The following is a 12,600-nucleotide window of genomic DNA, read 5'->3' as shown; positions in this document are numbered from 1 at the left end:
ATTTCATCTATGCCGTTAGTTTAGCCCGAATTCAACTGCGAAGTGCGACACTCTCCAATATCAAGAAGCTAAAGCCATCTCCTCAAATATAATGGCTGCCTGCTTGAAGCCTAAACACTTTCTCGGACGGTAATTTATCCGCGATAAAGCGAACTCTATATCGATGTCCGTCACTGTCGTTAGATCGGTTCCTTTCTTCACATATTGCCTTAAAAGACCGTTCGCATTCTCATTAGCACCACGCTCCCAAGAACTGTACGGATGAGCAAAGTACACATCAGCCTTTAATTCTTTTGCGATGGTTTCATGACCTGCAAACTCTCGCCCGTTATCTGCCGTAATGGTATGGACATGTTTCTTATAGGGCTTCAGTAGCTCTATTGTCGCTTTGGTGACATCATCCGCTGACTTAGATGGCACTTTCTTTACCACGTAAAATCGAGTCTTACGCTCTAAAATAGTCACCATTGCACCTGTACCATGCTTACCTAGCACAGTGTCGATTTCCCAGTCACCAAACCGCTCCTTACTGTCAACGATGCTTGGTCTATCATCAATCGAAACGGCATTTTTTATCGCTGGAGCTTTCTCTTGTTTACCTCGGCGATACCGCTTATGACCTTGTCTCAAGTGACGATATAACTTACCGCCCAAGCGTTTATCTTGAGCAACAAAGCGATAGATCCACTCATGACTGACAGATGCACCAATTTTCGTTAATACATTAGAAATCTGCTCTGGACTCCAATCTGTTTCTAAAAGAAGGCGGATAAAATCGACACGTTCCTTTGGTATTCGGTATTTACGTGCTGTTTTGCGCTTTTTGGTAGACGACATCTGGGCTTCGTTAGGGCAATAATGCTCTCCCTTCCGACCGCGTTTAAGCTCACGGTATACCGTCGAGCGGTGGCACTGAACTGTTTTAGCTATTTCAGGAACCGAAATTCCCCGTTCCAAAAGAGCAGAAATCTGGTATCTTCTGCCTTCGGTCAACTGTTGATAATTCATGGTAGTACTGCTTGTTTCTTTGGCGAGAAGAGCGTACCACTTTCAGCAGTTGGCTTCCTCTTCTACATATTTCCATGAATGTCGCACTTATTATCTGAAATCGGGAGTGACAAGTAATGACATTGGGCATAGCTCTAGACTCGGGGCTTTTTATCTAGGCGTTCCTGCCGTTTGCTATGTTCTATTCCTATTCCCTGAGTTAGTAGATAACGGCGAAGAAAAAACAATTAAAATTATGTGTTTATTAGGTATATCTATAGCCTTTGGGACAATGTTATTCATTTTTTAGACTATCCATTAATTTTAATATTTTAATTTCTAAGTTTTTGTTTTTAAATGATTTTTCTAAAGTATCCAGTTCTTTTTTTTCTTTATCACTAAGCGTGTTTAAACGGTGTTTATTATAAATGGATAGATATCTATCGCGTAAGTTTTTTGTATTAATAACATCATCTTTTAAACTCAACTCATCTACTAATGCCTGCATTTCCTCTTTATACGAGCATTTTTGTATTCTTAGATTTTTTAAAATAGATAGATATTTATAAATTTTTTCATATTCAATATGCTTTACATCATCTTTCGTAACTGAAGGTTTCTCTTTTTCAATAGCTATACATTTATTTATAGATTTTTCATATATGTCATAACTGCTTTGCGCAAAGCTGATAGGCGGTAATAAAAAAAGAAGTAGTATAATATTACATTTCATTATATAAACATCTCCAAAACACTTTCTCTTGATTTGATATACTAGATTTTAAATACATTCTTGCAGAAATATCCTCGACTTGGCGAATTAGTATTGGATTTGATGATCTCATTGATTTTGCTAGTAGCTCAAAATCAGTAGTTGATATTTTATAGGATGAACCTATAACACCATTACCTGCAAAAATATCAATCATAGCTGACATTCCAATAAAAACTGATAATGCATTAGCCATATCTTTTTTCTGTGAAATTTCATCTAAAGCTTCTTTACTTTCTCGGCTAAATTCAACCTCAATCTTGCAAGTCATTACCATTTTCCCTATCAATACTAAAGGTCACTAAAGTAACATTTATTTATATAAAATTTTGTCTGTTTTTTTTAATGAAAATCACAAAATTCATATTGTAGAGCCAATAATTAATAGGATATATGAAAATACATTTTTTATGTGGTTTGAGAAAAAGCATGACCTCTACATTACTAATACTAACTTTATTTAAGGAAACCAGATTTTTGTAGTCTTGTTTATATTGAGTTTGGACGGTGTCTAAATCTTACCTAGAGAGTAAAAGAGGCTTAAGAAATGGGAGTGGAAAGGCCCGATTTCAGATAATAAGTGCGACATTCATGGAAATATGTAGAAGAGGAAGCCAACTGCTGAAAGTGGTACGCTCTTCTCGCCAAAGAAACAAGCAGTACTACCATGAATTATCAACAGTTGACCGAAGGCAGAAGATACCAGATTTCTGCTCTTTTGGAACGGGGAATTTCGGTTCCTGAAATAGCTAAAACAGTTCAGTGCCACCGCTCGACGGTATACCGTGAGCTTAAACGCGGTCGGAAGGGAGAGCATTATTGCCCTAACGAAGCCCAGATGTCGTCTACCAAAAAGCGCAAAACAGCACGTAAATACCGAATACCAAAGGAACGTGTCGATTTTATCCGCCTTCTTTTAGAAACAGATTGGAGTCCAGAGCAGATTTCTAATGTATTAACGAAAATTGGTGCATCTGTCAGTCATGAGTGGATCTATCGCTTTGTTGCTCAAGATAAACGCTTGGGCGGTAAGTTATATCGTCACTTGAGACAAGGTCATAAGCGGTATCGCCGAGGTAAACAAGAGAAAGCTCCAGCGATAAAAAATGCCGTTTCGATTGATGATAGACCAAGCATCGTTGACAGTAAGGAGCGGTTTGGTGACTGGGAAATCGACACTGTGCTAGGTAAGCATGGTACAGGTGCAATGGTGACTATTTTAGAGCGTAAGACTCGATTTTACGTGGTAAAGAAAGTGCCATCTAAGTCAGCGGATGATGTCACCAAAGCGACAATAGAGCTACTGAAGCCCTATAAGAAACATGTCCATACCATTACGGCAGATAACGGGCGAGAGTTTGCAGGTCATGAAACCATCGCAAAAGAATTAAAGGCTGATGTGTACTTTGCTCATCCGTACAGTTCTTGGGAGCGTGGTGCTAATGAGAATGCGAACGGTCTTTTAAGGCAATATGTGAAGAAAGGAACCGATCTAACGACAGTGACGGACATCGATATAGAGTTCGCTTTATCGCGGATAAATTACCGTCCGAGAAAGTGTTTAGGCTTCAAGCAGGCAGCCATTATATTTGAGGAGATGGCTTTAGCTTCTTGATATTGGAGAGTGTCGCACTTCGCAGTTGAATTCGGGCGCATTTATCAATGTAATAAATCAATATACTTTTTCTATACAGCTAACGTACTTTAGTGCACCAGTTATAATTTTTTCTGACAAGGTCTTATGCAACGTAATCAGTCCTACACCACACTTATCGTTTGCTCTCAATTAATTTGCTTGATCTATGAATAATCATTACTTAGCCGTTTCTCGGCGGTTATACGATGAAATTTCTGAGTAGATATAGCGAGCGCGCTCAATACTCGGTATGGTTAAGGCATAAGTAGGGACGAGAAGTTAAGGATTGATATCATGAAAATTAGTCAGTTACGTCATACTGGCATGTCAGCTTCATTGCGGATTGACGAGTGGAACATCATGCCGGGCCAGCATTGGGGCGTTTTTGCTACGCATAGCCATACTTCAGCGCTATTGGTGAGTGTCTTATCCCAATCTCAAACGCCAGAGCAAGGCACGATTTGTGAGCCACCTGAACGGATTGGTTGTGTGTCCTTACAGGAACAGCAAAAGCTTTTAGATATCGAGCTGGCGCGTGATGAGACGGATTTTCTGGATCAAATTGATTACGGCACCAGTGTGGAAGGGCTGATTTTAGAAGCGGGTTGTCGGGCCGATGAGCTGGAAGGTCTGCTAGAGCAAACCGACTTAACCGAGCTACGTTTACGTGGTTTTCGGCAGCTTTCTACTGGGGAAACCCGTCGCTTAATGTTAGCGCGCGCTTTAGCGACGCATCCACACATGTTAATTCTCGATGAGCCTTATACTGGCTTAGATACCCACCACCGACATCAGTTATCAGCCTTGCTTGCTGAGCTTTCCCTGCACATGACCTTGATGATAGTGACCTCGCGTGAAGACGAGTTATCGGATTTTATCTCCCATATTGCGGTGTTTGATGAGCAAGCGCTGTCGCAAACGATGACACGTGCGCAGTGGTTTGAGAATCCACTACTTGAGCAAATGAAGGCACTGTCTGCTGACCGCAGTGAGGCGTTAGTGGCACTGATGAACGCAGCACCGAGCGATGATCGTTACCCGAACCCACGAGTGATAATGCGTGATGTCGCGGTAGAGTATGTGGATGCCCCGATTTTTTCGGGCGTGAATTGGGAGATCAACGCGGGGCAACATTGGCAAGTTCGTGGCCCGAATGGCTGTGGTAAAAGCACTTTATTGGGCTTGATATTAGGGGACCATCCGCAATGCTATAGCAACGACATTACCGTGCTGGGTATGAAACGCGGCCGCGGTGAAACCATTTGGGATGTGAAAAAGCATATTGGTTTAGTGTCATCTGCCTTGCACTTACAATATCGCGTGGATTGTTCGGCGCTCGATGTACTGTGTTCGGGGTTTTATGATTCGATTGGCTTGTACCAAAAACCGAGTGCGAAAGAAGTGCAATTGGCGCAGCAATGGTTAGCATTGCTGGAAATGTCAGAGATGGCGAAAGCCAGCTTTCGCAGTCTCGATTATGGTCGTCAGCGGTTATTGCTGATTGGGCGAGCGCTCATTAAACAGCCTGCCTTGTTGGTGTTAGATGAACCGTATCAAGGACTGGATTACTTGAGTCGTAAGTTGGTGTTTCATGCACTCAACCGCATTGCGATGTTACAGATCACGCAACTGATATACGTGACGCATTATGAAGAAGATGCGCTGCCCGCGATTCACCATTTTGTCGATTTTATTGCCAACGAAGATAGCTCTGGTTATCACGTTGATATTTATCAGGCGTAATCGCGGGCAAGGAGAGCGCTAGCGCTCTCCTTTGGAGGTGAAACGACCTAATTTTTGGTGCACACCACGACGCAGGCTTTTAAACGAGTTTTCGATTTTATCGACGCCTAACAGCACAGCTAACGCGAGTAGGGTGATGATCACCGACTGATACTGATAACCTAAACCGATCATTAGACCCAACGCAGACAGTACCCAGATGACCGCGGCAGAGGTCACGCCATGGATCTTACCGTCTTGTGTCATCATCACGCCCGCGCCTAAGAAGCCGACGCCAGTAATGATTTGACCGAGCACACGGGCTTGATCCATTTTTTCATGCGACAGTGATACCCCAAGCGCCATAAAGAGATAAGTCCCCGAAATAATCAGTACCGACGTCCGTATGCCGACTGGCTTACCGCGGGTTTGCCGCTCGATCCCAATGAAAAAACCGTTCAGAGCACAACAGAGCAGTGCTGACCATTGAAATGGGCCTAAATCTAATACGTCAGCCAATGTGGCCATGGTTACCTATCCTCTTGAAAAAGCGCAGTATGCCGAGCTTTGCGTGTGCAAACTAATGCGATTCTTTATGGTATAGATAACGATTTTAAATCGAGCAAGTCGAATTATTCTAAATGCAGATCTAACAGGGTTTTACTCGGACGTCCGCCAATTTCTCGGGTCAGTTTCGGCATTAAATAGCCAGACACTTGTTCAATGACCCCAGCCATAATGTCTTTTGCTTGGGCATCACTAATAAAAAAGTGTGCAGCGCCTTGGACTTTATCCAATACATGCATGTAGTAAGGTAAAATTCCCGCGTTAAATAAGGCTTCACTGAGCGCCACTTGTGCGTTCACGCTATCATTAACCCCTTTAAGCATGACACCTTGATTGAGCAAGGTGACATTGGCCTGTTTGAGTTTGCTCATCTGTTGGCGAAATTCGTGATTAATTTCTTGAGCGTGATTGACGTGGGTGACCATGATGGTTTGCAAGCGGGTATTGGCAAGCAGAGCACACAGCTCATCGGTCACGCGAGCCGGAATCACGACGGGTAAGCGAGAGTGGATGCGTAAGCGTTGCACGTGCTCGATGTTTTCTATTCGTTCCACTAACCAAGCAAGCTCTTGGTCTTTTGCCATCAAAGGATCGCCACCGGATAGGATGACTTCGTTGATCTGCGGATGCTTAGTGATGTAATCCAAGCTTTCTTGCCAGACTGATTTTGAGCCTTTGTTGTCTTCATAGGGGAAGTGACGGCGAAAGCAGTAGCGACAGTTAATAGCGCAGCCACCTTTTAATATCAATAAAGCGCGGTTTTGGTATTTATGCAGTAAGCCCGGCTGTTCATTGTTTTGTTCTTCAAGTGGATCGATGGAGAATCCTTCGTGCACGTCAAATTCTTCTGATAAGGGCAGAACTTGGCGTAATAAGGGATCCTGTGGATTGCCTTTTTCCATCCGAGCGACAAAACTGTGCGGTACACGCAGCGTAAATAGTCGGCGGGCAGCAAACCCTGATTCCCATGGTGATGGGTCGATCTCTAACTGTTGTAGTAACGTAGCGGGATCTGAGATCGCATTCGCTAATTGTTTGAGCCAGTTTTGCTCAACAGAATCGATTTTTCGGGTTATGATGTGCGACATTGATTGAAACTCTAAGAATGTAAAGAGGATATATGGCTACTGTTAGCACGAATGAATTTAAAGGCGGTCTTAAGATCATGCTTGATAATGAGCCTTGCGCCATTCTCGAAAATGAGTATGTGAAGCCAGGTAAAGGTCAAGCATTTAACCGTGTTAAAATCCGTAAACTGCTGAGCGGCAAAGTAATTGAAAAAACGTTCAAGTCAGGCGATACCGTTGAGGTAGCAGACGTACTAGACGTTGATCTCGACTACCTATACAACGACGGCGAATTCTTCCACTTTATGGACAGCCAAACGTTTGAACAGATCGGTGCTGATACCGCTGCAGTGGGTGAGAGCGCGAAATGGTTGGTTGAAAACAACTCATGCACACTGACCTTGTGGAATGGTAACCCAATTACTGTGACACCACCAAACTTTGTTGAGTTGGAAGTGGTTGAAACGGATCCCGGCCTGAAGGGTGATACGCAAGGTACAGGTGGCAAACCTGCTACATTAACCACAGGTGCTGTGGTTCGTGTGCCATTGTTCATCCAAATCGGTGAAGTGATACGCGTTGATACGCGTTCAGCAGAATACGTGGGTCGTGTAAAATAATCCTCGTTAGTAAAAAAAGGAGCACTTAGGTGCTCCTTTTTTTATGGGGATGTTTTATGGCAATGATTGCTTTAAATAATGCCGAGAATGTTCCACCAAGTGAGTCCAGTCACCATAAACAAGATGCCACTGCTGATGGCGATGACTAAGCCAATGCGCATCCACTCGCCATCCGTATGATAACCGTAACCGATCAACAGTGGGTTTCTGGCATGACTGTAAGTGGCGAGGTTACAGCCTAAAGAGCTGATACCCGCAATCGACAGTACCGCGAGCATTGGCGTGACATGCAAGGTGATCAGCGCGCCAATAAAGACTGGCGCAATGGCCACCACTTTGGCGGTCGCCGAGGCAAAAAAGTAGGCGAGGAATAAATAGAATGTCATCATCGCCAGCAAGAAGATCAGTGGGCTAGCACTGCCCAGGGTACTGCTGAGGAATCCGGAGATTTGATGGCCGACCCAATCAGTGAAACCTAAACGCTTTAAGTTATTGGCCATACCCATTAACACGGCGAACCACACTAAGGTATCCCAAGCGCCTTTTTCGCTCTTGATGTCGTCCCAATTTAATACGCCCAATAATAGAATCGCGGAAAGTCCGATGAACGCTGCTGCGGTTGAATATAACCCAAGACTCGAGCCGCCAACCCAGCCGATGATTAATCCAATGAAAACACAGACCAGTTTCCATTCCATCACACTCATTTTTCCCATTGCCGCTAATTCTGTTTTGGCAAATTGAGTGGCTTCAGGGGTTTCACGGGTTTCAGGTTTGATCACTTTATAGAGTAAGAACGGCAAAACCACGAGGATAAACAACGCGGGGACCAATAAGTACGCGGCCCAATGTGCAAAATCTAAATGAATGCCTGCCACACTTGAGGCAATCCCGATTAAAGCAAGGTTACCGGAAAAACCGGTTTGGAAACCGACCGCAGAGGCATCATTAATGGCGGCGGACGACGAAATCAGGAACTGTCCTAACTTGCGGTCATCCGCTTTGATGGTTTTCGCTAAAGAGTTGGCAATCGGAGATACGATCGCAGAGCGTGCCGTATTACTTGGTGTTGCGGGAGCAATCAAAAAATCGGCGACGCCCAAACAATACGCGACTCGCAACGTCGATTGACCAAATTTACTTAACAGTAATAACGCAATCCGGCGGCCAAGCCCCGTTTTTATGAAAGCACGAGCGATAGTAAAAGCAATAATAATCAGCCAAATTAATGGATTATTAAAATGTGTCATGCCATCGGTAACGGCTTCTTTAGGAGTGGCTGCGCCGCCTGCACGCAGCACAATAAAGAACGCGAGGCTCATAATCGCTAACGCGCCAGTGGGCATCACATTGGCAATGATACCCGCGATGGTGGCAATAAAGATAATGGCCGTATGGTAAGCGGGAATGGTAAGTCCTTCCGGAGGACTAAACTGCCAAGCGATGGCGGCAATCGCAAGAATGACGATGAGTGGGATAGGTTTCGCTGCGATCCAGTGACCAGCGTTAGAATTAGACATAAGAGAACACCTCGAATCAAATACGAATGTGATGATAGAACTGGATGATTGGACTTCAACACGCCATAGAGTAGGAAAACGATGTCCTACCGTTGGTGTGGATTAATAAAAAAGCGTCACTGCTTGTCGCAGTGACGCGGCCTTCATTACCACAAGAGTATGATAAAGAGGATGCTGACAACAGTGAATAGCGCACTGATGGCATAGCAGACGAATTTGCCTGTTTTTCCCGTATGGATTTTGAGATCGTGCATTCCGTGATGAACGCGGTGCATGGCATGCCACATCGGCAGAGCAATACTCGCAATCATGAATAATGCGCCGAACACATGCGTAACAAAATTCATGACTCGTTCATAGTCAAAGGCGGATTGATCGATCACCCCGAGAGGGACGAGTAAGCCAATCACGAGAATGGTAATCGGAGACAACATCGCAAACCAAGTGCCACCTGCGCCAAACAAGCTCCACCAAATGGGTTCATCTGAGCGCTTAGGTTGAGTATTAATCATAAGTGTCTCCTTAGACGAAATACAAAACAATCAGTGAAATCACGGCAACAATGCCCCACTGGGTTAAAATGATGAGTGTGTTACTCACTGGCTTGCCTTTGATGCGGATAGGCACAACTTGCGGCATCATCTTGAAGTACGTGAACGCATGGAACAGACTACCGGCTAGCGCAATGATGTTGATGAAGATAACGACGGGGTTTTGCATGAACTGCAACCAGTGTTGCCACGATTCTGGCCCTTTCACGAGCGAGCCTAAGCCGATCGTGAGAAAAAGCGTAAACACAATCAGTGGTAGGACAGTGGCTTCACGCACCATGTAGTATTGGTAAAATGGATGACCTTGCCACCAAGTACGTTTGGTTTCGCGGATATAAGGTTTACGGTTACTCATCACTTAGGCCTCCTGTGGTTTTAACATGGCAATCATGAAATCTTTGGTCGACTCCACTTTGCCTTGGTTGACCGCTGCAGCAGGATCCACGTGTTTAGGACACACTTCAGAGCAGTAGCCCACAAAGGTGCAGCCCCAAGCGCCGTTATCTCCGTTGATCAATTTCATCCGTTCCGCTTTGCCGTTATCACGCGTATCTAGGTTATAACGGTGCGCTAAGGTGAGCGCGGCTGGGCCTAAAAAGTCTGGGTTTAAGCCAAACTGCGGGCAGGCGGCATAACACAATCCACAGTTAATGCAGGCCGCAAACTGCTTGTAACGTGCCATTTGTTCGGGAGTTTGTCGGTTGGTCCCTTCTTCAACGGTGCGATCATTGCCTAAAATATACGGTTTGATGGCTTCTAAGCGCTCGATGAATGGGGTCATGTCGACAATCAAATCTTTCTCAATCGGGAAATTCGCGAGCGGTTCTAGCGTCACGCCATTCGGGTAATCGCGGAGAAAGGCTTTGCAGGCCAGCTTCGGCACATTATTGACCATCATGCCGCAAGAGCCGCATATCGCCATACGGCACGACCAGCGATAGGATAGATCTTTGTCGAGGTTATCTTTGATGTAACCAATCGCATCTAAGACCGACATGGTGTCATCGTAAGGAACGTCAAAGGTTTGCAGATGGGGCTCATGGTCAGTGGCCGGATCGTAGCGCAAAATAGTCACTGCTTTAATGTTGGACATATTATTTCTCCTCCGCGCTCGCTTTTTGAGCGGCTTTTTCTGCGGCATCACCATATAAGCGCTCTTGAGGTTGAGATTTAGTGATGGTTACAGGGCTGTAATCAATGCGAGGCGACTGCCCTGCATCGTAGAACGCCAACGTATGTTTTAGATAGTGTGTGTCATCACGAGTTTGGCAGCCTTCATCAAGGCGTTGGTGAGCGCCGCGAGATTCTTTACGTTGGAAGGCGGAGTGCACCATCGCTTCTGCCACATCTAAGCCATACCCGACTTCAATGGCGTACAGTAGGTCGGTGTTAAAGACCTTGCCTTTGTCTTTGATGCTAATGCGTTGATAGCGCTCTTTGAGCTCTTTGATTTTATCCATGGTTTGTTGCATCAAGTGCTCTTCGCGGTAAATACCACAGCCCGCTTCCATGCTGTGCCCCATTTCTGTACGGATATCGGCCCAGTTTTCATCACCTTCTTGCGTCATGAGTGCTTCAATACGCGCTTGTACGGCGGCGACTTGTGATTGAATGGCGTCTTCGTTCCAGCCGGTGAAGGCATTGGCATGTTCGACGGCGTTTTCTCCGGCTACTCGACCAAACACGACAAATTCGGCCAAGGAGTTCGAGCCTAAACGGTTGGCTCCGTGCAAGCCTGATGAGGCACACTCGCCCACGGCATACAGACCTTTAATACGGGTTTCACAATTGAGGTTGGCTTCAATGCCGCCCATGGTGTAATGCACGGTAGGGCGGATAGGAATCGGCTCTTTCGCGGGATCAACATTCACGTAGGCTTTCGCCAGCTCGCAGATGAAAGGCAGGCGCTCATGTAGGTAATCTTCCCCTAAATGGCGTAAATCGAGCAGAACCACATCGCCAAGCGGGTGTTCAATGGTGTTGCCTTTTTGCTGTTCGTGCCAGAATGCTTGTGAGACTTTGTCACGTGGGCCCAATTCCATGTATTTGTTTTTGGGTTGGCCGACGGGCGTTTCCGGTCCCATCCCGTAGTCTTGCAGGTAACGATAACCGTGTTTATTGACGATGATACCGCCTTCACCGCGGCAACCTTCAGTCATTAAGATCCCTGTACCTGGCAGTCCTGTTGGGTGGTATTGAACAAACTCCATGTCTCGCAATGGGATACCATGACGATAGGCCAGAGCCATACCATCACCCGTGACGATGCCGCCATTGGTATTACAGTGATAAACTCGGCCAGCGCCCCCTGTGGCTAAGACGACCGATTTGGCTTTAATCACCACAAGCTCGCCTTCGGACATATGCAGGCAAACAAGACCTTGAATTTCGCCTTCGTGCTTAATGAGATCGACGACAAAGTATTCATCAAAGCGTTTTATATTGCTGTACTTGATTGACGTTTGAAAAAGCGTATGTAGCATATGGAAGCCCGTTTTATCAGCGGCAAACCAAGTACGCTCGATTTTCATGCCACCGAAGCGACGGACATTGACGTCACCGTTTTCTTTTCGGCTCCATGGGCATCCCCAATGCTCCATTTGGATCATTTCATTGGTCGAGTGGGAGACAAAATAGTCAACGACGTCTTGATCACACAGCCAATCGCCGCCACCTACGGTATCGTTGAAGTGATTGTCGAGTGAATCTTCCTCTTTGACGACGGCGGCAGAACCACCTTCGGCTGCCACGGTATGAGAACGCATGGGATACACTTTAGAAATTAAAGCGATTTCCATGTCAGGGTTGGCTTCTGCTGCGGCAATGGCGGTACGAAGACCTGCGCCACCAGCACCGATAATTGCGATATCTGTGGTGATTGTTTTCACAGTTATCCTCCCAGTAATGAGTGTAAAACTGGTCCAGAGATTCTTTGCTCGTACCAGTGTGGTAATGGGCTGTCACCATGATGGGTATTGAGTTGTCAAAGGCATCAAATTGTGAGCAACACATACGTTTTTTCATCTTCTAGGCGTAGTGTATGGAAAGTCTCGTAGGCAAAAATTGATTCAAAAGGGTATTTACTTCGGTCTTTAATTTAGGAACATTAACGTCACAGATAAATGTGATAGAGATCTCTTTTACTCGTATTGTAAACG

At 45.3% G+C, this 12,600-nt stretch carries 13 protein-coding genes; 3 read left to right on the top strand and 10 right to left on the bottom strand.

All coding sequences use genetic code 11. The annotated features are described in order from the left end of the window. Nucleotides 1–60: 60 nt before the first annotated feature. The 3 genes from EAE30_RS17350 to EAE30_RS17340 form a co-directional block, all read right to left on the bottom strand. On the bottom strand, nt 61–1,008 hold the full coding sequence (locus EAE30_RS17350) for an IS30 family transposase (RefSeq protein ID WP_123014135.1): 948 nt from the start codon (nt 1,006–1,008) through the stop codon (nt 61–63). A gap of 274 nt (nt 1,009–1,282) precedes the next feature. Then, the gene (locus EAE30_RS17345) at nt 1,283–1,720 is read right to left on the bottom strand and encodes a hypothetical protein (RefSeq protein ID WP_123017044.1); all 438 of its coding nucleotides are present in this window, start codon (nt 1,718–1,720) and stop codon (nt 1,283–1,285) included. Continuing rightward, entirely contained in the window at nt 1,710–2,030 is a 321-nt protein-coding gene (locus EAE30_RS17340; RefSeq protein WP_123017043.1) for a hypothetical protein, read from the bottom strand. The genes EAE30_RS17345 and EAE30_RS17340 overlap by 11 nt, the downstream gene beginning before the upstream one ends. A 396-nt stretch (nt 2,031–2,426) precedes the next feature. On the opposite strand from EAE30_RS17340, the gene EAE30_RS17335 reads away from it, so the two are divergent. Both EAE30_RS17335 and EAE30_RS17330 read left to right on the top strand, forming a co-directional pair. Continuing rightward, a complete protein-coding gene (locus EAE30_RS17335; protein ID WP_123014135.1) occupies nt 2,427–3,374 on the top strand; it encodes an IS30 family transposase in 948 nt (315 codons plus the stop codon). 315 nt (nt 3,375–3,689) lie between these two features. Continuing rightward, the gene (locus tag EAE30_RS17330; RefSeq protein ID WP_123017042.1) at nt 3,690–5,138 is read left to right on the top strand and encodes an ATP-binding cassette domain-containing protein; all 1,449 of its coding nucleotides are present in this window, start codon (nt 3,690–3,692) and stop codon (nt 5,136–5,138) included. A gap of 18 nt (nt 5,139–5,156) precedes the next feature. Here EAE30_RS17330 and EAE30_RS17325 read toward each other — a convergent pair whose 3' ends face one another. Together EAE30_RS17325 and epmB are read right to left on the bottom strand one after the other, a co-directional pair. After that, entirely contained in the window at nt 5,157–5,645 is a 489-nt protein-coding gene (locus tag EAE30_RS17325; protein WP_123017041.1) for an MgtC/SapB family protein, read from the bottom strand. Nucleotides 5,646–5,749: 104 nt separating this feature from the next. Further along, nucleotides 5,750–6,772 (bottom strand): EF-P beta-lysylation protein EpmB, encoded by a 1,023-nt coding sequence (gene epmB / locus EAE30_RS17320; protein WP_123017040.1) that lies wholly within the window; start codon nt 6,770–6,772, stop codon nt 5,750–5,752. 32 nt (nt 6,773–6,804) lie between these two features. Between epmB and efp the strand changes: the two genes are divergently transcribed. After that, complete coding sequence (gene efp / locus EAE30_RS17315) at nt 6,805–7,371, top strand: elongation factor P (RefSeq protein ID WP_123017039.1); 567 nt, start codon at nt 6,805–6,807, stop codon at nt 7,369–7,371. Nucleotides 7,372–7,442: 71 nt separating this feature from the next. Here efp and EAE30_RS17310 read toward each other — a convergent pair whose 3' ends face one another. The 5 genes from EAE30_RS17310 to frdA all read right to left on the bottom strand — a co-directional run bounded on the left by EAE30_RS17310 (nt 7,443) and on the right by frdA (nt 12,330). Then, nucleotides 7,443–8,891: a DASS family sodium-coupled anion symporter gene (locus EAE30_RS17310; protein ID WP_123017038.1), complete on the bottom strand. Its 1,449-nt coding sequence runs from the start codon at nt 8,889–8,891 to the stop codon at nt 7,443–7,445. A 146-nt stretch (nt 8,892–9,037) separates the two neighbouring features. Continuing rightward, nucleotides 9,038–9,403, bottom strand: a complete 366-nt coding sequence (gene frdD / locus EAE30_RS17305) for a fumarate reductase subunit FrdD (protein ID WP_123017037.1) — start codon at nt 9,401–9,403, stop codon at nt 9,038–9,040. Between the two features lie 10 nt (nt 9,404–9,413). Continuing rightward, nucleotides 9,414–9,797, bottom strand: coding sequence for a fumarate reductase subunit FrdC (gene frdC, locus EAE30_RS17300; RefSeq protein WP_123017408.1), 384 nt, complete (start codon nt 9,795–9,797; stop codon nt 9,414–9,416). Nucleotides 9,798–9,800: 3 nt separating this feature from the next. Continuing rightward, a complete protein-coding gene (locus tag EAE30_RS17295) occupies nt 9,801–10,535 on the bottom strand; it encodes a succinate dehydrogenase/fumarate reductase iron-sulfur subunit (protein WP_123017036.1) in 735 nt (244 codons plus the stop codon). Between the two features lies 1 nt (nt 10,536). Then, the gene (gene frdA / locus EAE30_RS17290) at nt 10,537–12,330 is read right to left on the bottom strand and encodes a fumarate reductase (quinol) flavoprotein subunit (RefSeq protein ID WP_123017035.1); all 1,794 of its coding nucleotides are present in this window, start codon (nt 12,328–12,330) and stop codon (nt 10,537–10,539) included. Nucleotides 12,331–12,600: the final 270 nt, after the last annotated feature.

This window comes from Vibrio zhugei, from assembly GCF_003716875.1.
GTDB lineage: Bacteria > Pseudomonadota > Gammaproteobacteria > Enterobacterales > Vibrionaceae > Vibrio > Vibrio zhugei.
The sequence above is the reverse complement of the archived record's forward strand: the minus strand, read 5'-3'. Positions and strand labels throughout refer to the sequence as shown.